The organism is Ruegeria sp. AG6, from assembly GCF_056541565.1.
Genome location: NZ_JBQFYQ010000010.1, coordinates 113,581 through 134,696, shown reverse-complemented (window position 1 = coordinate 134,696; position 21,116 = coordinate 113,581). Strand labels below are relative to the sequence as shown.

General features: G+C 58.0%; 23 protein-coding genes. 11 read left to right on the top strand and 12 right to left on the bottom strand.

Features of this window, described 5'->3' with window-relative positions; genetic code table 11:
- The 3 genes from ACR0I0_RS17620 to parC all read right to left on the bottom strand — a co-directional run.
- On the bottom strand, positions 1-91 hold a 91-nt coding region (locus ACR0I0_RS17620), incomplete at its 3' end, for a GTP-binding protein (RefSeq protein ID WP_215675807.1).
- A gap of 112 nt (positions 92-203) precedes the next feature.
- Positions 204-797 (bottom strand): hypothetical protein, encoded by a 594-nt coding sequence (locus ACR0I0_RS17615; RefSeq protein WP_171637519.1) that lies wholly within the window; start codon positions 795-797, stop codon positions 204-206.
- 96 nt (positions 798-893) lie between these two features.
- On the bottom strand, positions 894-3,242 hold the full coding sequence (gene parC, locus ACR0I0_RS17610) for a DNA topoisomerase IV subunit A (protein WP_210093765.1): 2,349 nt from the start codon (positions 3,240-3,242) through the stop codon (positions 894-896).
- 203 nt (positions 3,243-3,445) lie between these two features.
- On the opposite strand from parC, the gene ACR0I0_RS17605 reads away from it, so the two are divergent.
- The 6 genes from ACR0I0_RS17605 to ACR0I0_RS17580 all read left to right on the top strand — a co-directional run bounded on the left by ACR0I0_RS17605 (position 3,446) and on the right by ACR0I0_RS17580 (position 7,705).
- Complete coding sequence (locus ACR0I0_RS17605) at positions 3,446-4,075, top strand: SH3 domain-containing protein (protein ID WP_245218198.1); 630 nt, start codon at positions 3,446-3,448, stop codon at positions 4,073-4,075.
- Between the two features lie 69 nt (positions 4,076-4,144).
- On the top strand, positions 4,145-4,972 hold the full coding sequence (locus ACR0I0_RS17600) for an SDR family NAD(P)-dependent oxidoreductase (RefSeq protein ID WP_480492392.1): 828 nt from the start codon (positions 4,145-4,147) through the stop codon (positions 4,970-4,972).
- Positions 4,973-5,049: 77 nt separating this feature from the next.
- A complete protein-coding gene (locus ACR0I0_RS17595; protein WP_152457110.1) occupies positions 5,050-5,253 on the top strand; it encodes a twin transmembrane helix small protein in 204 nt (67 codons plus the stop codon).
- Positions 5,254-5,826 carry a cob(I)yrinic acid a,c-diamide adenosyltransferase gene (locus tag ACR0I0_RS17590; RefSeq protein ID WP_152457109.1) on the top strand — a complete coding sequence of 191 codons (573 nt, stop codon included), beginning with the start codon at positions 5,254-5,256 and terminating at the stop codon, positions 5,824-5,826.
- 191 nt (positions 5,827-6,017) lie between these two features.
- Positions 6,018-6,776 (top strand): electron transfer flavoprotein subunit beta/FixA family protein, encoded by a 759-nt coding sequence (locus ACR0I0_RS17585; RefSeq protein ID WP_171637528.1) that lies wholly within the window; start codon positions 6,018-6,020, stop codon positions 6,774-6,776.
- The gene (locus ACR0I0_RS17580) at positions 6,776-7,705 is read left to right on the top strand and encodes an electron transfer flavoprotein subunit alpha/FixB family protein (RefSeq protein WP_210093766.1); all 930 of its coding nucleotides are present in this window, start codon (positions 6,776-6,778) and stop codon (positions 7,703-7,705) included. Before ACR0I0_RS17585 ends, ACR0I0_RS17580 begins: the two co-directional genes overlap by 1 nt.
- Positions 7,706-7,755: 50 nt before the next feature.
- Here ACR0I0_RS17580 and ACR0I0_RS17575 read toward each other — a convergent pair whose 3' ends face one another.
- Positions 7,756-8,559 (bottom strand): DUF6473 family protein, encoded by an 804-nt coding sequence (locus ACR0I0_RS17575; RefSeq protein WP_480486772.1) that lies wholly within the window; start codon positions 8,557-8,559, stop codon positions 7,756-7,758.
- Positions 8,560-8,721: 162 nt separating this feature from the next.
- Between ACR0I0_RS17575 and ACR0I0_RS17570 the strand changes: the two genes are divergently transcribed.
- Positions 8,722-9,597 (top strand): 3-hydroxybutyryl-CoA dehydrogenase, encoded by an 876-nt coding sequence (locus ACR0I0_RS17570; RefSeq protein ID WP_171637532.1) that lies wholly within the window; start codon positions 8,722-8,724, stop codon positions 9,595-9,597.
- Between the two features lie 74 nt (positions 9,598-9,671).
- Here the strand turns inward: ACR0I0_RS17570 and ACR0I0_RS17565 are convergent, their stop codons facing one another.
- Genes ACR0I0_RS17565 through ACR0I0_RS17535 form a run of 7 tightly spaced genes read right to left on the bottom strand, consistent with a single transcriptional unit; the run spans position 9,672 to position 15,094 of the window.
- Positions 9,672-10,571: a lysophospholipid acyltransferase family protein gene (locus tag ACR0I0_RS17565; protein ID WP_171637533.1), complete on the bottom strand. Its 900-nt coding sequence runs from the start codon at positions 10,569-10,571 to the stop codon at positions 9,672-9,674.
- A gap of 39 nt (positions 10,572-10,610) precedes the next feature.
- Positions 10,611-10,880, bottom strand: coding sequence for an HPr family phosphocarrier protein (locus ACR0I0_RS17560; RefSeq protein ID WP_152457104.1), 270 nt, complete (start codon positions 10,878-10,880; stop codon positions 10,611-10,613).
- A gap of 16 nt (positions 10,881-10,896) precedes the next feature.
- Entirely contained in the window at positions 10,897-11,289 is a 393-nt protein-coding gene (locus tag ACR0I0_RS17555) for a PTS sugar transporter subunit IIA (protein WP_152457103.1), read from the bottom strand.
- Entirely contained in the window at positions 11,286-12,167 is an 882-nt protein-coding gene (gene rapZ, locus ACR0I0_RS17550) for an RNase adapter RapZ (RefSeq protein ID WP_480492388.1), read from the bottom strand. Before rapZ ends, ACR0I0_RS17555 begins: the two co-directional genes overlap by 4 nt.
- Positions 12,164-12,619, bottom strand: coding sequence for an HPr kinase/phosphorylase (locus ACR0I0_RS17545; RefSeq protein ID WP_480492386.1), 456 nt, complete (start codon positions 12,617-12,619; stop codon positions 12,164-12,166). Before ACR0I0_RS17545 ends, rapZ begins: the two co-directional genes overlap by 4 nt.
- Before the next feature lie 19 nt (positions 12,620-12,638).
- Entirely contained in the window at positions 12,639-14,357 is a 1,719-nt protein-coding gene (locus tag ACR0I0_RS17540) for an ATP-binding protein (protein ID WP_171724862.1), read from the bottom strand.
- 32 nt (positions 14,358-14,389) lie between these two features.
- A complete protein-coding gene (locus ACR0I0_RS17535) occupies positions 14,390-15,094 on the bottom strand; it encodes a response regulator transcription factor (RefSeq protein ID WP_171169148.1) in 705 nt (234 codons plus the stop codon).
- Positions 15,095-15,437: 343 nt separating this feature from the next.
- On the opposite strand from ACR0I0_RS17535, the gene ACR0I0_RS17530 reads away from it, so the two are divergent.
- The 3 genes from ACR0I0_RS17530 (at position 15,438) to ACR0I0_RS17520 (ending at position 18,264) form a co-directional block, all read left to right on the top strand.
- Complete coding sequence (locus ACR0I0_RS17530) at positions 15,438-17,036, top strand: phosphoenolpyruvate carboxykinase (protein ID WP_480492384.1); 1,599 nt, start codon at positions 15,438-15,440, stop codon at positions 17,034-17,036.
- Between the two features lie 358 nt (positions 17,037-17,394).
- Positions 17,395-17,685 (top strand): hypothetical protein, encoded by a 291-nt coding sequence (locus ACR0I0_RS17525; protein WP_152457096.1) that lies wholly within the window; start codon positions 17,395-17,397, stop codon positions 17,683-17,685.
- Between the two features lie 24 nt (positions 17,686-17,709).
- Positions 17,710-18,264, top strand: coding sequence for a hypothetical protein (locus ACR0I0_RS17520; RefSeq protein WP_348539545.1), 555 nt, complete (start codon positions 17,710-17,712; stop codon positions 18,262-18,264).
- Between the two features lie 4 nt (positions 18,265-18,268).
- Here the strand turns inward: ACR0I0_RS17520 and ACR0I0_RS17515 are convergent, their stop codons facing one another.
- On the bottom strand, positions 18,269-19,033 hold the full coding sequence (locus ACR0I0_RS17515; RefSeq protein WP_480492381.1) for a sulfite exporter TauE/SafE family protein: 765 nt from the start codon (positions 19,031-19,033) through the stop codon (positions 18,269-18,271).
- Between the two features lie 144 nt (positions 19,034-19,177).
- On the opposite strand from ACR0I0_RS17515, the gene ACR0I0_RS17510 reads away from it, so the two are divergent.
- Positions 19,178-20,869 carry an acyl-CoA dehydrogenase family protein gene (locus tag ACR0I0_RS17510; protein WP_171637546.1) on the top strand — a complete coding sequence of 564 codons (1,692 nt, stop codon included), beginning with the start codon at positions 19,178-19,180 and terminating at the stop codon, positions 20,867-20,869.
- Positions 20,870-21,116 lie beyond the last annotated feature (247 nt).

The window sequence follows — 21,116 nt, the reverse complement described above, 5'->3', positions numbered from 1 at the left end:
CTGCGGTCAGCGTGGTCTTGCCGTGGTCAACGTGGCCAATCGTGCCGATGTTGACGTGCGGTTTTGTACGCTCAAACTTTTCCTTTGCCATTCCTCAGGCGCCCTTTTGCGATTTGGGGGACCCTTGGTCCCGTGGTTACATCTGCGCGCGCGAGATATTTGGTTCAAAGGGGAAAATCAAGCACATCCTGAGGGAAAAGCGCTTATCCTGCCGGATTTTGCGTGACCTCGACAGATTCCAACGGCTGGATAAGGTCCGGCCGTTTGTCGAACCAGCCATTTTCCTTGTGCTCTTCAGCCAGCCATTCCTCGACACGGTCGGCTATCTTGAGGGCCAGACCGCTCATCTGTTCTTCTTTTGTGCGCTCATGCCCCGATCCTTTGAGGGCACTTCCGCCGGTGGTGTCTTCCAGCACCTGGAATTGCTTACCCTTGGCCAGAAACTCTTTTTTCTTCACGTCATAGACGTTGACCAACACAATCGCAGTGCTTTTGGGGTTGTAGATCACAGGGATCCCCGGCGGGGCCAGCATGTAACCCTCGAGGCTGATGCCAAGGTCATATTCCTGTGAGCCTTCGTAACGCCCCAAACGAATATCAACCGCGTTCTGGATCGCTTTTGTCCATTCGTCAGGTGTGGCGTCCCGCGACACAGGTCCCTGAACGGCCTTGTCCGCAAAGGCATAATTCACGCGAAGCTTGAATTCTCCGAGGGATTCAGGCGGCTCATACACCTGTGTCTGTGTGCAAGCGGCCATCAGGGCCAGTCCGGTGATCAGCGTCAGAATGCGCAACATGTGTCGTCTCGATAGGCCTGTTTTTTGTTGATCTAGCGCACCGATACGGGTTGTGCAAAGCCGTATCGGCGGAAATTCACCCGCGCAGCAGCGCGATCACGAAAACTTATAGTCGCGCGGGAAGCCATAGGGCGGTTTTTTCCCGACACTGGCGCGTTTTGCCAGCCATTGCGTCATATCCGCCTCATGTCGGGTCTTGTCGCCGCCCATGGACCACTTGAGACCGTCTTCCCAGTTGAACGTCGTGATGTCGGACAAGCCCCCATCCAGTTCAAGCGTTCCCTGACGGCCCCGCGCCATATTGTATTTCTGCAAACGCACGCCCTTGCCGCGACCCATCTCTGGCAGTTCTTCCGTGGGGAAGACCAGGAATTTGCCGTTTTGGGACACGACAGCGACATGATCGCCTTCCACAGGCTTACAGATCATGGCCGTCTCATCACCCTTGACGTTCAGCACTTGTTTGCCGTTGCGCGTCTGCGCCAGCACGTCATCTTCCGGCACCATAAAGCCGTTGCCCGCGTCCGAGGCCACCAGCAGCTTGCGCCCCGGCTTGTGGATCAGGATGTCGATGATCTGCGCCTCGTTGGGCAAATCCACCATCAGGCGCAAGGGCTCGCCCATGCCGCGCCCGCCGGGCAGGTTGGCTGCGCTGACGGTATAGAATCGGCCATTCGAGGCAAAGACCAGCAACCGGTCGGTCGTTTCCGCGTGGAAGATGAAACGCGGGCCGTCGCCGTCCTTGAACTTCAACTCTCGCTTCAGGTCGATATGGCCGGTCATGGCGCGAATCCAGCCCATCTGCGAGCAGACGACCGTGATCGGCTCCTTGTCGATCATCGCCTCAAGCGGAACTTCCTCGACCTGCCCCGCCTCGGCAAACCGGGTGCGGCGCGCACCGCCTGCATAATCTTTGCCAAAGGTCTTTTTCGTCTCTTTCAATTGCTCGGCAATCTTGGCCCATTGCAGGGCGGGATCGGCCAGCAGATCTTCGAGATTGGCGCGTTCTTCCATCAGCGCGTCGCGTTCGCGAACCAGCTCCATCTCTTCCAGACGGCGCAAGGAGCGCAGGCGCATATTGAGGATGGCGTCGACCTGAACTTCCGACAGCTCGCCCTCGCCCGGCTTAGGCGTGACGTAGTCAGATTCGTCGGTGGCGCGAACGTGGTCGATGCCCCAATCCTCGCGCATCAGCGCGGCCTTGGGGTCGTCGTCATAACGGATGATGTCGATCACACGGTCGAGGTTCAGGAAGGCGACGATAAAGCCTTCGAGCACTTCCAACCGGTGGTCGATCTTGGCCATGCGGTGACGCGAGCGGCGCAGCAGCACCTCTTGCCGGTGATCGAGGAAGGCTCGCAAAACTTCCTTCATCGAACAGACCTTGGGCGTCACCCCATCGATCAGCACGTTCATGTTCAGGCTGAACCGCACCTCGAGGTCCGAGTTGCGGTATAACATGCCCATCAGCACCTCGGGGTCCACGTTCTTGGAGCGTGGCTCGAGGATCAGACGGATATCGTCGGCGGATTCGTCGCGCACATCTGCGAGGATCGGGATTTTCTTGGTCTGGATCAGTTCCGCGATCTTTTCGATCAGCTTGGATTTCTGAACCTGATAGGGAATCTCGGTGACCACGATCTGCCACTGGCCACGGCCCAGATCCTCGACTTCGAACTTGCAGCGCAGTCGGAACGAGCCGCGCCCGGTGCGATAGGCTTGCGCGATGTTCTCGGGCGGTTCGACGATCACGCCACCGGTCGGAAAATCCGGGCCGGGGACATAGTTCAGCAACGTGTCGTCCCGCGCGTCCGGTGTTTTGATCAGGTGCAGGCAGGCGTCGCAAAGCTCCGAGATGTTGTGCGGCGGGATGTTCGTGGCCATGCCGACGGCGATACCGCTGGCGCCGTTGGCCAAAAGATTCGGAAACTGCGCAGGCAGCACCACAGGTTCGGTCAGCGTGCCATCATAGTTGTCGCGGAAATCCACGGCGTCTTCGTTCAGACCTTCCAGCAGCGCCTCGGCCACGATGGTCATCCGCGCCTCGGTATATCGCGAGGCCGCCGGATTGTCGCCGTCGATATTCCCGAAATTCCCCTGCCCGTCGACCAGCGGGTAACGCACGTTGAAGTCCTGCGCCAGGCGCGCCATTGCGTCGTAAATCGCGGCGTCGCCATGCGGGTGGTAATTGCCCATCACGTCGCCGGAAATCTTGGCGGATTTGCGAAAACCTCCGGTTGCGCTGAGTCGCAGCTCTCTCATCGCAAAGAGGATTCGCCGGTGCACCGGCTTCAATCCGTCCCGCGCGTCCGGCAGGGCGCGGTGCATGATTGTGGACAGCGCATAGGTCAGGTAACGCTCGCCTATCGCGCGGCGCAGCGGTTCTGCAACCTCACCCCCGTGGTCGGGGGCCTCCATGTTGGGGTCGTCGATCGTATCGTTCATATATGATGTGATACGACGCAAGAACGCCTTGGTAAAGCAAGCAACGCGTATTTTACTGGGGACAAGTCGGGCTTTTTGCAACAGGGGGAGGCAAGTCGGTGTTTTCCCCGAATTTTCGACTCTGCCCTTCTATTATGCTACCATTCCAACAATTGAATGATTGCTGCCTTTTTTGTTGTTACGATTGAATTGGGGGATGCGCCATGACGCGCCTTGTACTTGTTACTTTCGCCGCGCTCGGCTGGGCTTTTTACGTGATGAGCGGAGGTCCGGACTTTGAGCCGCGCGGGGTCCGCACAGCGGAGCCCGAGCGTGTTGCCATTGTCCCGAAACCTTCAAGACCAGCTATCGAACCCGCGCCCGCGGAAACGTTGGTCGTGCGCGCCGCGGTGAAGCCTCCGGCGCCGGTCGCACCGGTCACTGAACCTGTCGCCGAATTGGACGAAGCAGAAACCAAAGCGCTGTTGTCGCAAGTCGCGGCTGGTCTGAAGGCAAACCCCTCACTGTTCGCTGACGAAAACGTCACTCTGACCCTTGCGTCGCTGGAACAGGGTCTGGCCTCCCTCGAACAAGTCACCACCGACGCCGAGCTGCCAACGGTCGAACTGCCCGCCCCTGTTGAAGCCGCCAAGGATATCCGTGAAATTTCGGGAACCCGCGTGAACCTGCGCGATGGGCCGGGGACGATCTATCCGATCATCGGCAAAGCCAGGATCGGCCAGCAGGTTGAGGTATTTGGGGATTCAGGTACCGGCTGGTTGCGCCTGCGCGTGTTGCCGGGGCAACAGGTTGGGTGGGTTTCGGCATCACTCGTCCGGAAAACAACGAACTGACATCGAAGTGTCATTGCCCTGCCGCAAACCCCGCCATAGCTATGGGCGGGGATTAGGCTCGGAAGGCATATGCAGAAATCGATTCTTATCACGGGATGCTCGTCAGGCATCGGTCTGGACGCGGCACACGGGATGCGTGCAAGAGGCTGGCGCGTTTTTGCATCCTGCCGCCAGCAACGCGACTGTGATCGCCTACGCGCACAGGGCTTTGAAAGCCCCAGAATCGACTACACTGATGCAGAGAGCATTACATCGGGCTTGTCCCACGTTCTCGAGGCTACAGGCGGCTCTCTGGATGCCCTTTTCAACAATGGCGCACATGGCTTGCCCGGCGCGGTTGAGGATGTTCCGACGGATGGCCTGCGCCATATATTTGAGACCAATGTCTTTGGCTGGCACGAGCTGACCCGACAGGTCATTCCCGTCATGCGGGAACAGGGTCATGGCCGGATTGTGCAGTGTTCCTCGGTTCTGGGGCTTGTCGCCTTCCCGTGGCGCGGCGCATATGTCGCCACAAAATACGCGATCGAAGGGCTGACCGACACGCTGCGGCTGGAACTTCGGGATACCGACATTCACGTCGTCTTGATCGAGCCCGGCCCCATCACCTCAAAACTCCGGGAAAAGGCGATCCCATTGTTCGAGAAATACATCGACTGGGAAAACTCGGCCATTCGGGGGAAGTACGAAGACTCGTTACTGAAGCGCCTTTATGAAAGCAGTGGGCCAGACCGATTTGAATTGCCCGCCTCTGCCGTCACGGACAAGCTGGCCCATGCGGTCGAGGCCCGACGCCCCAAACCACGTTACTATGTGACCACTCCGACATATATCGCCGGGATACTGCGCCGCATTCTGCCTACAAACGCCTCTGATCGAATCCTTTCGGATATCTGAGACGATATTTCCCGTTCGCTTTTCGACGCCCTGACGCTAGATGGGTGGTAATCGAAAAAATCGGACGGTGACTTCAAATGGACCTTGTGATGGTCATTCTGCTTCTGGCTATGGCGGCAGTTGTCGTAGTGCTGGCCTTAGGCATCGCGAATTTCGGCAAAGGCGGCATGGAAGCGGCCAAGAAAAGCAACAAGATGATGCGCCTGCGCATTCTCTTTCAGTTCATCGCCGTGTTGCTGATCGTGCTTTTCGTGTATCTGCGCGGACAGGGAGTTCAATAAATGGTCGTACTCAACAAAATCTACACACGCACTGGCGATGACGGGAAAACCGCCCTGGGCAACGGAGAGCGCGTGGCAAAATATTCGGGTCGCGTCGCAGCCTATGGCACCGTGGACGAACTGAACGCTTTTGTCGGCGTGGCACGGACCGAGGCCGAAGGTGATGTCGAAACCGCGCTGTCGCGCATTCAAAATGACCTGTTCGATCTGGGTGCCGACTTCTGTCGCCCCGACATGGAAAAAGACGCCGAGGCCGATTATCCCCCCCTACGCATCGTGCCTGCCCAGATCGACCGGCTGGAAGCCGAGATCGACGCAATGAACGAGACGCTGGAACCTCTGCGCAGTTTCATCCTGCCCGGTGGCTCGCGCTTGGCAGCACATCTGCATGTCTGCCGGACCGTTTCGCGCCGGGCGGAACGGCTTGCGGTCGAGCTGACGAATATGGAGCCCGTCAACGACGTGGCGGTCAAATACCTCAACCGTCTCAGCGACTGGTTCTTTGTTGCAGCACGCTGCGCAAACGCAAACGGCAAAGACGACGTGTTGTGGGTTCCGGGCGCGAACCGCTGATCGCGAAATACAGAGTCGCGGGTAATATTCTTTCGCCACTTGGCAAAAAAATTGCAAAACGCGACGTCCCGACGCCATGACGTGACGATTTTGCTCTGTTGTGCCACTGCGGCAGGCGCTATCTAGTCGGTCGAGAGCATTGGTGGAGTCGCCTGCGCGGCTTACCGTTTTTTTGAGGAGAAAGCGCTACAATGAAGGTACTGGTGCCTGTCAAACGCGTGATTGACTACAATGTGAAGGTCCGCGTGAAAGCGGACGGTAGCGGTGTTGATCTCGCCAATGTCAAAATGTCGATGAACCCGTTCGACGAGATTGCGGTGGAAGAAGCTATCCGCCTGAAAGAAGCCGGCAAGGCCGACGAGGTCGTTGCTGTTTCGATCGGCGTGAAGCAGGCGCAGGAGACGCTGCGCACGGCGCTGGCCATGGGGGCTGACCGCGCAATCCTGGTTGTGGCGACTGACGATGTACACACCGATATCGAGCCTCTGGCCGTTGCCAAGATCCTGGCCAAAGTGGTCGAAGAAGAGCAGCCCGGCATTGTTCTGGCAGGCAAGCAGGCGATCGACAACGACATGAACGCCACCGGCCAGATGCTGTCGGCGCTGTTGGGCTGGTCCCAGGGCACCTTCGCGTCCGAGCTGGACATCGAAGGCGACACCGCCAAGGTCACCCGCGAGGTCGATGGCGGCCTACAGACCATCAGCGTCAAGATGCCCGCCATCATCACCGTCGACCTGCGTCTGAACGAGCCGCGCTATGCCTCGCTGCCCAACATCATGAAGGCGAAGAAAAAGCCGCTGGACGAGAAAACCGCCGCCGATTACGGCGTCGACGTCACCCCGCGTCTGGAAATCGTCAAGACCGAAGAGCCGCCGGCGCGCGCGGCGGGCATCATCGTGGGCTCGGTTGACGAGCTGGTCGAGAAACTCAAAGAAGCGGGGGCTGTGTAATGGCTGTACTTCTGCTTGCCGAAGTGAACAACGGCGAATTGGCGATGGATGCGACCGCAAAGGCCGTGACCGCCGCGAAAGTGCTGGGCGACGTGACCGTTCTGGCCGCTGGGGGGTCTGCCGCTGCTGCCGGTGAGGCCGCCGCCAAGATCGACGGCGTATCCAAGGTTCTGGTCGCCGAAGACGCATCGCTGGGCCACCGCCTGGCGGAATCGACCGCAGCCCTGATCGTGGGCCTGGCCGATGGGTATGAGCACATCGTTGCCCCTGCCACCACCGACGCCAAGAACGTGATGCCGCGCGTTGCAGCGCTGCTGGACGTGATGGTGATCTCGGATGCCTCGGGCGTGGTCGATGGCTCTACGTTTGAGCGCCCAATCTATGCGGGCAACGCGATCCAGACCGTGAAGTCGAACGACGCCAAGAAGGTCGTCACCATCCGGACCGCCAGCTTTGACGCTGCCGGCGAAGGTGGTTCGGCCGCGGTCGAGACCGTGTCGGTCGGCGAGAACCCCGGCCTGTCGTCCTGGGTTGAGGACAAGGTTGCCGAAAGCGACCGTCCAGAGCTGACCTCGGCCGGCGTTGTTGTTTCGGGCGGCCGCGGTGTCGGCTCGGAAGAAGACTTCAAACTGATCGAAACCCTGGCTGACAAGCTGGGCGCTGCGGTTGGTGCGTCGCGTGCGGCCGTTGACTCGGGCTATGCGCCGAACGACTGGCAGGTGGGTCAGACCGGCAAGGTTGTTGCCCCAGATCTGTATGTCGCCGTCGGTATTTCGGGCGCGATCCAGCACCTGGCCGGCATGAAGGACTCGAAGGTCATCGTGGCGATCAACAAGGACGAAGAGGCGCCGATCTTCCAGGTCGCCGATTTCGGCCTGGTCGCAGACCTGTTCCAGGCGGTACCGGAACTGACCGAAAAGCTCGGCTGAACCGGATATCCGGATTGATCTGTAAAGGCCCGCCAACAGGCGGGCCTTTTTCAGTTCAGGTTCCGCAAGGCGTTTAGCAGGTGTTCGGCAATTTCTCGATGCGCGGACGGGCCGATCATATGTTCCGCAATTGGCTGCTGAAGCGTTCCGAACATTACGTCTTCGAGAGCATCCGATCGCGCGGATACAGCGACCGAAACCTCGACGACATCTGCGCATAGCGGGCGTAGCTTTTCGATCATGGCGGCGTCGGGCACGATATGGTCGACATGCGATCCGGTTTGCCGCTGCACATGCAGCCAAAGCAGAACCACGCCGGGTTCGATCCGTTCTATCAAGTCCCCGGTGGCGCGTATCCAGACCTCTCGCAGCTCCTGCGTTACGACTTCGAATCGTGCGTCTTCTGTTGCGCTCAGCTGCTCCAACAAATGGCGCACAAAATGGATTTCCGTGAAGTCAACATCCGGGTACAGCCCCAGCAAGTCCGCGGTGGGTTCAAGGAACCGATCGTTGCGACGCGGGTGCACGCGGTAAAACCGGTTCGATTGACGCAGAAGATCGGGCACCTGCAACACGCACAGGTCTGACTGATTGACCAGATTCAGCACCCCCGGATCAGTGGACAACGCTTCGATTCCGCAAAACAGGCTGCCGAAGTTTACGCATGGCTTTCCCAATCGCTTCTCAAGCACGGCAGGAAACGGGTAATCGACGAATCTGCCGAAAGTTTCCTCTCCTCCCAGACAGGCCACATAGGGCTGGTTCAACGTGCCGGGTGGACCCCGGAACCAAAGTTTCGAGTTGGCATATTGGCAGGCGGACTCCCCGCCGCTGTTTGTCTGATGAAAGCTCATATCAAGCCCCCGTTTTCTCACCCGGTGCCATCTTGCGGCCTTAGATATTGAGATTTTCCTAATGCGCGCATTTGAAGCGAAATTGACCGCCTTGATCCTCTTGCCGCCTGCCCCGGTCTGCCGATACTGTCGCGGTATCCTACAGGGCAAAGGCAGCTGAACATGGAAGTTAAATCGGTCGGGGTGATTGGCGCGGGGCAAATGGGCAACGGCATTGCCCATGTTATGGCGTTGGCGGGATACGACGTCTTGCTGAACGATGTCAGCCAGGATGCTCTGGACAACGCCATTGCCACAATCGAAGGTAACCTGGCGCGGCAGGCGTCGCGTGGCAAAATCACCGAAGAGGCGATGAAGGCTGCACTGAAACGGATTACGACCACGCTTGAGTTGCCGAAACTGGGCCAAACCGATCTGGTTATCGAGGCAGCAACCGAGCGGGAAACGATCAAGCAGGCGATTTTCGAGGACCTGCAACCTCACCTGCTGCCGCATACGATTCTGACGTCAAATACATCCTCGATTTCCATCACCCGCCTGGCAAGCCGCACGGATCGGCCCGAACGGTTCATGGGTTTTCATTTCATGAACCCTGTCCCTGTTATGCAGCTGGTGGAATTGATCCGCGGCATCGCCACGGATGAAGAAACTTTCAAGGCCTGCAAAGCGGTGGTGGATCGGTTGGGCAAAACGGCGGCCAGCGCCGAGGACTTTCCGGCCTTTATCGTGAACCGGATCCTGATGCCCATGATCAACGAGGCTGTCTACACACTCTATGAAGGTGTGGGGAACGTTCAATCCATCGACCAGTCCATGAAACTTGGGGCGAATCATCCCATGGGCCCGCTGGAATTGGCGGACTTCATCGGGTTGGATACCTGTCTGGCGATCATGAACGTGTTGCATGACGGGTTGGCCGATACCAAATACCGCCCCTGCCCCCTGCTGACGAAATATGTCGAGGCCGGGTGGCTGGGGCGCAAGACCGAGCGCGGCTTTTATGATTACCGTGGTGAAGTTCCGGTACCGACACGCTGAAGGGGGCCAACCCCCTCGCCCGGACTTTGTCCGGGCTCACCCCCGGGATATTTTTGGCCAGATGAAGACGCGGGTCAGGTCTGTTCCGACTTGCCCAGAGACATGGTGTGATTTCTGAGCCAGGCCATGAAACCGCGCGGGTCGCGTTCCAGCAGTTCCATGTCGCGGTCTGAAATCGGTTCGCCGATCACCGGCGACTGAGGTTTGTTGCAGGATCGGACGATCTCGTGCAGCAACAATCCCTGCCGGAGAATTGCAGAGACACGGTTGGCGATCTGATACCAGCGCGAATTGCTGCCCGGAAAGAAAATCGGCACCACACGCGCGCCTGAACGGCGGATCATCTTGGCGGTGAACACGTTCCATTCCCGCTCGATCGCAGGCCCGAACCAATCATCCGAGGACATCACAACACCGGATGGGAACAGCGCCACAACGCCGCCGTTTTTGAGATGTTCCATGGCTTTGCCGCGCATTTCCAGCATCTTGGCCTGCGCCTCGGGGTCATGTGGGAACGGAACCGGAATCATGAATGACGTGGCCGCTTCGTCCAGCCCTGTCAGGACCGAACGGGTCAGGATGCGGTAATCGCTGCGTACCCGGCCGATCAGTTCTGCCAAAATCATGCCATCGACCATACCGTGCGGGTGGTTCGCGACAACAACAACCGGGCCGGTCTTGGGAATGCGGTCAATCTGTTCCTGCGGTGTGGTCAGGTCGATTCCCATAGTCTTGAGGGCACCGCCCCAGAACCGCTGGCCGCGATAGTATTCGTTCTTTTTTTCGAACTTGTTGACCATGCGCAAAATGGTCAGCTTGCCTGTGCACCACTCGATGGCCCGAATGGCGGTCGCTGTCCAGGCATCGTCGAATGAATTCGCATAGGTCAGCGTTCTACGGTCGTAGATCTCACCCTGATCTGTGGTCCCATCCACCACCGGGTTTGTCTTGGTCTCGTGCGTCGTTTCCGCCAATTCCTGGTCTTCCCGTTCTTCCTGTCCCGGCGGGGTGGCTTAGAACCCCTCTCCGAACTTGTCGTTCACAAGCGTTTCCAGAGCTTCTGCCAATGCCTCAGCATCCGGCCCGGACGTCTCGACGTCAATAGTTGTTCCGCGCGATGCTGCCAACATCAAAAGGCCCATGATGCTGTCGCCCGATGCAGAAAGTCCGTCTTTTGACACCTCAGCATGTGCATCAAACCCCTCGACAACCTCAACCAGCTTTGCCGAGGCGCGTGCATGCAGGCCCTTTTCATTGATAATTTTCAGGCTTCGGCTCGTCATATTCAATAATCCGTTTTTAATCCAATGTCACATTCTGCGCATTGATGTACTTCCGTCCAGCCTCCATTGCCTGACGGACGGCATCACCAATGGGCAAGTGGCGACTTTTGGCCAATTTGATCAGCATCGGCAGGTTTGCCCCATACAGAATACGCCGATCCTGAGGCGCGCAGGCACGCAGGCTGAGATTCGAGGGGCTACCGCCAAAGAGGTCGGTGACAACAACGACACCATCTCCGGTGTCCACTTCGTCCGCGGCACGGCAGATTTCGGCCTGTTTTTCGTCCCGATCATGGTCAGCCTCGATCGCGACCGCCACGAGGCTGGCTTGTGGTCCGACCACGTGTTGTGTGGCGGCCAGGTATTCCTGAGCCAACCCACCATGTGCAACGATCACAATTCCGATCAATCCGACCTCACATTCAACGACCGACGTTCCATCTCGCGATGCCTAATTGCCACCTGCTGCCCGTCTTCCGCAAGGGCCTTTGCAACGGCCTCTGCCAAGGCAACTGATCTGTGCTGGCCCCCTGTGCACCCAAACGCCACGGAAAGATGCGCTTTGCCCTCGGCCCGAAAGGCCGGCAGCAACAGGGTCAGCAAGTCCAGCACACGTTCATAAAACGGTAAGTAGTTAGCGTCTGACTGCACATAGTGCGCAACGTCAGGGTTTCGACCATCCGCTGCGCGAAATTCCGGGCGCCAGTACGGATTCGCCAGAAATCTGCAATCGAACACCATGTCCAATCCACGCGGCAGACCGCGTTTGTAAGAAAAGGATTCGATGGAAACCGCCAGATGCCGCCCGCCTTGCGGGGCGAACCAGTTCTCGACCTCTTCCCGCAGCTGATGCACATTCAGAAGGCTGGTGTCGATCAGTGTATCCGCAATCTCACGTATCGGCGCCAGCAGCTCTTTTTCGCGCTGAACGCCGGTTTCCGGGCTGGCATTCTTGGCGACGGGATGCCGCCTTCGGGTTTCTGAAAACCTACGCACCAGAACATCATCACTGCAATCCAGGTACAGAACCGTCAGATCGACCTGCGCCAAACGGCCCAGCTTTTCAGCCAATTCTATGAAACCGATCGTCGAAAAATCACGGTTGCGGGCATCTATACCCAAAGCCATCGGACGGTCGCTGTCAGCACTGTCGAGCAAGCGCGACAAAAGACCCATCGGCAGATTGTCGATGGCTTCAAAGCCCAGATCTTCCAGCACATGAATGGCTGTGGATCTGCCTGCCCCAGAGGGCCCCGTGACAAGTACGATCCGTCTTTGCGATGTCATGTGTTCGGCCATTCCGGGTTTACGTGCCCATTTCCTAGAAGCTGCATCATCGCTACAGCCAAGTTGGGCACGCCCGCGCCCCTAAGCAAGGGAACAGTTTGCCTCAGCACGGAAACCGTCAAAGGGTCGGGCAGACGCTCGGGCTCAGGCTGATCCAGATCCACCACGTAATCCAGCGGAACCGGACCACTGGGTTCAGCTTTGATCAGGCCAATTTGGCGCGCCTCGATCAAACCGCGGATCTGCGATACGGCCGAAGCGATCACCCGATTCTGCTGCATCTCTAGATTGACTCGGTCATCGGCGACCAGTTTCGCGCCGAACGCCATCATTTGCAACGCCAGCCCGGACTTCCCTGTGCCGGACGCACCGATGATCAAAAGCCCGCGTCCGGCAACCGAAACGCAGGAGGCATGAACACAGGCGCTGTCCTGATCTTTCGCGAGTGACAACGAATCAATATGCATGGATTTAGACGGGCAACCCCACGACAAAGCGGGCACCCAGCGGATCCGATGTGATATCGGCCTCTGTCGGGCGGATGTTCTCAGCCCAGATCACCCCGCCATGCGCTTCGACAATCTGCTTGGAGATCGCCAAGCCGAGACCCGAGTTATTGCCGAAATGTTCCGCCGGACGCTGCGAGTAGAAACGCTTGAACACTTTGGTAAGCGCCTGTTCGGGAATCCCCGGGCCAGTGTCTTCGACAACCACCAGCACGCGGTTGTCCCGCTGCCGGACCCAAACGCGAATTGCGTCATTTTCCTCGCAGAACGAAATGGCGTTGGTGATCAGATTGACAAAGACCTGCGCAAGACGCGCTTCCAGCCCGTTGATCACAATTGGCTCAGAGGGCAGATCCGTAATGTAATCGATGCCCTTGGAGCGTGCATCTTCACCCAGATACTGGCCGAGATTGCCCAGCAGCTTAAGCAGGTCAAAGGGCTGCTCTTCTTCCTTGACCAGTTCCGCATCCAGACGCGACGCATTTGATATGTCGCTGACCAGCCGGTCCAGACGCCGTACGTCATGCTCGATCACGTCCAGCAGCTTGTCGCGCTGATCCTCGCGCTTGACCATCCGCAGCGTTCCCACGGCGGATTGCAGGCTGGCCAGCGGGTTTTTGATTTCATGGGCGACATCGGCGGCAAACTGTTCGTTTGCGTCGATCCGGTTGTAGAGCGCGGTCACCATACCCCGCAAAGCGCGGCTGAGACGTCCGATTTCATCAGGACGGGCGCTGAGGTCGGGAATGCGGATGCGCCCGGGATTGACACCCGTGCCCCGGTCTTTGCCCATCTCTGCCGCGGATGCCAGATCGGCCAGCGGGTTCGCAATGGTCGAGGCCAGGACAAGGCTGAGGCCCACGGAAACCAGCAGGGCCACGACAAACATCTGAAGAATGCGCTCCTGCTCGCGGCGGGCAAGCGCGTCGATTTCACCAGCCGGGCCGGTAATCGCCACCGCGCCGGCGGGTACATCCTGATAAAGAACTGGTGCCGCAGCCACGATGACCGTCTCACCCGCGCCATCTTGTACCGCCTGCACCTGGCTTTGACCGGCAATCGCTTGTGGAATAATGGTCTGAACACGCTGCGCCAACGTCGGTGCCTCGGTGTCAGTCGACCAGTTCAGCAGGTTTGACAAACCCGTCCAAACGGCATTCAGCGTGTCGCTGATCACCGTACTGCCGGTCTGCATCTCGGCCTCGGATTGCAGAAGAACCGGCATGTCAGAGGCTTGCGGGGCACCACGTGTCCAGCCGATCAGCGTGCCACTGGCGTCATAAACAAAAACCTCGCCCCCTTCGGGTAAGGTGAGGCCAGACAGGGTATCCTTGACGTCCAGGTTCCCGGCATTCTGCCCGGATTGCTGCGCGCCCTGACGCAACTGGGTTTCAAAAACGTTGCTGACAAGTTGCGCATCGCCCAGCAGATTGCGGGCGGTCTGCTGAACCTTCTCTTTTCGCGAGTCGTCCAGATACAACAACCCAGTGACCAGGATCACCAGAGCGATCAGATTGAACGTGATGATTTTGCGCGCCAGAGGAGAACCACGCAGCGAAAACAGGTTTCTCCGCGATCGCTTTTCCCTTAGCTCCGCTGACTCGGGGTCCTGGGGAATGACCCAGTCATCCCCAAGAACGACGTCACCGTCGCGCAATTCGCTGGCTTGTTCGGTGTCGCGCACGAGACCCCATTACCTCTTGCAGGCGGCCGCGCCTATTCTTCGTTGTAACGGTAACCGATACCATACAAGGTTTCGATCGCCGAGAACTCGGGATCAGCCGCGCGCATCTTTTTCCGCAGACGCTTTATGTGGCTGTCGATCGTCCGGTCATCCACATAGACCTGATCATCATAGGCGACATCCATCAGCTGGTCGCGGCTTTTGACGAATCCCGGACGTTGGGCCAGCGCCTGAAGCAGCAGGAACTCGGTCACGGTCAGGGACACATCATTACCTTTCCAGCTGACCGCATGGCGCAGCGGGTCCATCCGCAAGTCGCCGCGCTCCATGACTTTGGTGTCATTGCTGTTGGATGCGACCGCATCGCCGCTTGTCGCCTCTTGCCGGCGCAGCAAGGCCCGAATGCGTTCGACCAGCAGACGCTGCGAAAAAGGTTTCTTTACATAGTCATCCGCGCCCATGCGCAGGCCCAAAACCTCGTCGATCTCATCGTCTTTCGAGGTCAGGAAGATCACCGGCATTTGCGTCTTCTGACGCAGCCGTTGCAACAGATCCATGCCGTCCATCCGCGGCATCTTAATATCCAGAACAGCCATGTCCGGCAGTTTCTTGTTGAACGCATCCAACGCGGCCTGGCCATCATTATATGTTTCAACCTCGAAACCTTCGGCTTCGAGGGTCATGGATACAGACGTCAGAATGTTTCTATCGTCATCCACAAGTGCAATCTTTGACATCGGGCTCACCCCTATTCCTGCTCACTCGCGCAATAATTCGCTTATTTGTAAGGCATTGTTGGCGGTTTTAAGACGCCGAATCAATCCGTAACTGCGAATCATGCCTTTGTTGCGGCAGGTCTGCGGCAAATTTGCCTTTATGCCCGCAAAAATCTGCCCGCTTTTCCGACATTGAATTTCTGATGGCGCTAAACCCGGACTTGGTTGCGCTAACTGCGTCAAACCCGCCTGTTCATGCCATGAACGACCGTGATAAGACGCGCTCAGCCGCCGGTTTTCCCGGCTCACTGCCCCAAAGGCGCAACGGCCAACGACCTTCGCGCCGCCACAGGAGAAGACACACATGACATCTGGACGGGTTAACCCGCAATTCCGCCTCGAAGATCAGGGCATCGAGGGTCTGGGCAATGTCTATTACAACTTCATGGAGCCGGCGCTGATCGAAGAGGCGCTGAAGCGCGGCGAAGGCACACTTGGCAATGGTGGAGCGTTCCTGGTTACCACAGGCAAGTTCACCGGCCGGTCGCCAAAGGACAAACACGTCGTCAAGACCGACACCGTTGCCGACACCATCTGGTGGGAAAACAATGCCGAAATGAGCCCCGAGGGCTTTGACGCGCTGTACGAAGACATGCTGGCTCACATGAAGGGCCGCGATTATTTCGTGCAGGACCTCGTCGGTGGTGCGGACCCGGCTTACGCAATCAATGTACGAATGGTTACCGAGCTGGCGTGGCACAACCTGTTCATCCGCCACCTTCTGCGTCGCCCGGACCGCGAAGATCTGGATGAGTTCACGGCCGATTTCACTGTCATCAACTGCCCCAGCTTTCAGGCCGACCCGGCAAAGCATGGCTGCCGCAGCGAGACTGTGATTGCGATGAACTTCGACCGCAAACTGATCCTGATCGGCGGCACTGAATATGCCGGTGAAAACAAGAAGTCCGTTTTCACCCTGCTGAACTACATGCTTCCTGAAAAAGGCGTGATGCCGATGCACTGCTCGGCCAACCATGCTGTTGGCAACCCGGTCGATACGGCCGTGTTCTTTGGCCTGTCCGGCACCGGAAAGACCACCTTGTCCGCAGATCCTTCGCGCATACTGATCGGGGATGACGAGCACGGCTGGTCCGATCGCGGCACCTTCAACTTCGAAGGCGGTTGCTATGCCAAGACCATTAACCTGAATGCCGAGGCAGAGCCGGAAATCTATGCCACCACTTCGAAGTTCGGAACCGTGATCGAAAACATGGTCTTCGACCCCGAAACCAAGGAACTGGATTTCGACGATGACTCGCTGACCGCCAACATGCGCTGCGCCTATCCGCTTGAATATATCTCGAACGCATCCAAAAGCGCACTGGGTGGTCACCCGAAGAATATCATCATGCTGACCTGCGACGCGTTTGGCGTTCTGCCTCCGATCGCGCGGCTGACGCCGGCACAGGCCATGTATCACTTCCTGTCGGGTTTCACGTCAAAAGTCGCCGGGACCGAACGCGGCATCACCGAGCCGCAGCCGACATTCTCGACCTGTTTCGGCGCGCCGTTCATGCCCCGTCGCCCTGAGGAATACGGCAATCTGCTGAGGAACAAGATCGCCCAGCACGGCGCGACCTGCTGGCTTGTGAACACCGGCTGGACCGGCGGCGCCTATGGCGTGGGCAGCCGGATGCCGATCCGCGCGACACGCGCCTTGCTGACCGCCGCTCTGGAAGGGTCCCTGCGCGACGCCGAGTTCCGCAAGGATGCCAATTTCGGCTTTGACGTTCCAGTCTCTGTCCCGGGGGTTGCCGAAGTTCTGCTGGACCCGCGCCGTACCTGGGACGATCAGGCAGCCTTTGACAAACAGGCCGAAAAGCTGGTGCAGATGTTTGCCGAGAACTTTGAACAATATCTGCCCTTCATTGACGATGACATCAAAGCCGTCGCAATCGGATAAATCAGGAAAAGGGGCCACAGCGCCCCTTTTTTACTACACTCACTGTGCTTCTCCCTAAGGTTGTTTGTCGCAAAAAGCACATACAATTGCGTTGTTTCAAAATGAAATTTGCGCTAGCCCTGATAATCGCTGAGACGAAAAAACCCGGCACTTTTGCGCCGGGCACTGACTGAAATTAGATTGGGGGTCGCTCATGTGCGCACACTCACAACGCTGGATTGAGCAACCTAATCAGTCACCTAGTCTAAGCAAATGGGGATGAGTGTCAACACGAGACCTGCTGACTTGCGCGTCATTCAGCATGGCTCAAACAGTCGCAATTAGGCGGCAAATGACACGGCAAACGATAGGTAACATTATGACTGAGATCTCGAAACTCACCGAACTGCGCAAATTGATGCAAAGCATGGAGCGCACTTTAGGCCTGGAAAAACTATCTCCGGTTGAACGCGACATCTACTATGCCGCCGAAGAGCTTTCCAAGTCCGATCAGGAAGTGCGCACATTCGGCCTGATCGAGCACACGTTGGTTCAAAGTGTTTCGCGCCCAACATTCTTTCGCGCACTGAAGTCGCTGGTCGAAAAAGGCTATCTTTCTCAAAGCGGCAGCGCCAACCGGGGACGGTATATCGTTCATGCACCCAAATGATGCGATCCACCCGCGCAAGAGGCCGTGATTACTTTGCGCGGGTGGGCTACTGAAACGCTTCTGGCCTCATTGGCCTATGTGCTGGCGTCGTTCCTTACATTCGCCGTCCTCATGCCGTTGCAGAACGTGTTTTTCCCGGAATACCCAAGCAGGGCGAGCCTGTTGTTTCTGCCGCATGGCGTGCGGGTTCTGTCGGCGTGGCTGTTGGGGTGGCGCGCCGTTTTCGCATTGTTGCCCGGCGTGTTCATCGTTTTTGCCTATTTGGGTCAAACGGATGTGTTCCTGCCCAGCCGCCTGATGGCCATGGCGATTGCGGTTCTGACGGCCCCGATCGTGTTCTATCTTCTCAAGGCAATCGGGTGGGATCTGTTTCCCCGTCCGGATCGCAAACCCTGTTGGATATGTGTGATGGGCATCGGAATCGTAACGTCCTTCCTTGTCTCCGGGTTGACCAACCTGGCTTTTGGCAGCGCGACGGTGGAATATATCGCATTCCTGATCGGCGATATCTCGGGTTTGTTCTTTCTGATGCTGGGCCTGTATTTTGCTTTCCGGTTTGCCGACAAGCGCTCGGGCTGACGTGTTACCCCACCAAACCGCGTCGAAGCAGGTTCAGGCCCGCGATCAGCAATACCAACAAGGTCGCCTTGCGAAAGCTTGCCTGATCAATACGGTCCTGCAGCTTCATGCCGATCCACATCCCGGCCAGGGCCGGAACGATCAGGGCTGCCGAAAACTCAAGTGTTTCTGCATACAGAATGCCTGATCCAAGATGTGCGACCAGCAACAAAACCGCCCCCAAACCGTAGATTACGCCCTGAATTCGAATCTGTTCGGTCTTGGGGGTGTTCAGCGCCGTCAGATAGGCAACTGTCGGAGGCCCCCAAACTCCTGACATGCCGCCAACAAACCCAGCCAAGCCACCAACCACAGCCTCGACTGCGGTCGAGGGTTGGTTCAGCGCCATTCTGAACCCCAGAACCTGTAACAGCGCAAAAACTGACACAAAGCCGCCCATCAGAACCAGAAAGACAAACCCTGGGATCAATGCGACCAACTGTGCGCTCAGCAGCAGAAGAAGACCGCCAACAACAAGGAAGACCTGAAAGCGCCGAATCGAGGCAAACGCGGCGACACGGCCACCGCGAAGGGCCTGCAGCCCATTGGTCACCAGCGTCGGCAGGATAAGTCCCGCCAGGGTCAGATCCGGCGGCAGAAATGAATTCAACCCTGATACCAAAATCATGGGCATCGCGAAACCAACCATGCCCTTGACCCACCCAGAGGCAAACGCGATTGCCATGGCCAACAACAGTTCCTGCGGGGAAAGAATGGAAAACAGGGTCATGCCCCCTAGATATCATCTGGATTTTCTTCTGCATTGCAAAAATGGTGGGGTAATTTTTGAACTTTTTCGCAGCGTAATAAGTATTTTTGTTGCGCTGCACGTGCAGCATGATATGACCAGACGACCGAGGAAAGGACGCGATTCATGGCCCACGACGGACAGGATATGACCGAGATGACAACTGCTGCAGTTTTGCCCGATCTTCTGAATTTGACCCGGGCTGCGCTACCCGCGGTAGAAGCTGTTTTTGAAAAAGCCCGTGAATCCGTGCGCGACATGGTCTCGGCGGATGGCCGTATCTCTGGCGCTCTGATCGAGGCAAACCAGACCGCCGCGCATGGGCTGGCATGGCTGGCCACGTATAATCAGTCGCTGCAACAAATGCAGCGCTGGGCCGAAGCACTTCAGGCCGAAGGCAAGTTCGGCGAGCTCGAGCAGTTGCTTCACCAGATCGCCTTTGGCGAGTACCTGCATCAGGTCGCAGGTGGCATCCCGATGAACCAGGGCGAGGTCGTGCGCCTTCAGGACATGGGTCTCGGCTGGGATGCGCTGTCGGGCTTTCAGTCGTCCGAAGTACAGACCTTGATGGCGCAGGCGAATTCACAAGCCGCACGCAGCCGTTTGGTCGAGCTGATGCAAGATCAGGCCGGCGCCACAATGTTCGGCGCGTCGGGCCTGGACGAAGAACTGGAAATGATCCGCGACCAGTTCCGCCGCTATGCGCAGGAAAAGGTCGAACCGTATGCCCATGAATGGCACCTCAAGGATGAGCTGATCCCGCTGGAAATCATCGAAGAACTGGCGGAAATGGGCGTTTTCGGGCTGACCATCCCGGAAGAGTTTGGCGGTTTCGGACTCTCCAAAGCATCCATGTGCGTCGTTTCCGAAGAACTGTCACGTGGCTATATCGGCGTCGGCTCGCTGGGCACGCGTTCGGAAATCGCGGCCGAGTTGATCATTGCCGGCGGTACGGACGAGCAAAAAGCCAACTGGCTGCCAAAACTGGCCAGCGCTGAAATTCTGCCGACGGCTGTCTTCACTGAACCCAACACCGGCTCGGATCTTGGCAGCCTGCGCACCCGTGCCGTGAAGGACGAGAACGGTGATTACCGGATCACCGGCAACAAGACCTGGATCACCCACGCCGCGCGAACCCATGTCATGACGTTGCTGGCGCGGACCGATCCCGACAGCACCGATCACCGCGGCCTGTCCATGTTCCTGGCGGAAAAGACACCCGGCACGGACGACAATCCCTTCCCCACCCCCGGCATGACCGGTGGTGAGATCGAGGTTCTGGGCTATCGCGGCATGAAGGAATACGAGCTGGGCTTTGACGGCTTTCACGTCAAGGGTGAAAACCTGCTGGGCGGTGAAGAAGGCAAGGGTTTCAAACAGCTGATGGAAACCTTTGAAAGTGCCCGTATCCAGACCGCCGCGCGCGCCATCGGCGTGGCGCAAAGCGCGCTGGATATCGCCATGCAATATGCCATCGACCGCAAGCAATTCGGCAAATCGCTGATCAACTTCCCGCGTGTCTCGGGCAAGCTGGCAATGATGGCGGTCGAGATCATGATCGCGCGCCAGCTGACCTATTTCAGCGCATGGGAAAAAGACCACGGCCAGCGCTGTGATCTAGAGGCCGGTATGGCCAAGCTGCTTGGCGCGCGTGTGGCCTGGGCTGCGGCGGACAACGGGCTGCAAATCCACGGCGGAAACGGCTTTGCACTGGAATACAAGATCAGCCGCGTTCTCTGCGACGCGCGTATTCTCAACATTTTCGAAGGGGCGGCCGAGATTCAGGCACAGGTCATCGCACGACGTCTGCTCGGGTGACCCATTCCGGCAGCCCTGTTTCCCCGACTGGCCCGGCGCTTGCGCCGGGTCTTTTTCCTGTTTTGTACAATCTGTACGCGGTCCGAACCATGCAGAGTATGTTTTGCACAAAACATACCATCGCCCCTCGTAGCCCGCGTGACGGTCACAAATGACCCACGTGTTTCAAAACTTCCCCCTTTGATCCCGCCCCTTTCACCGGTAGAGCATCAGCCGGACACGAGACGTCGAAATTAACTTTTGGGAT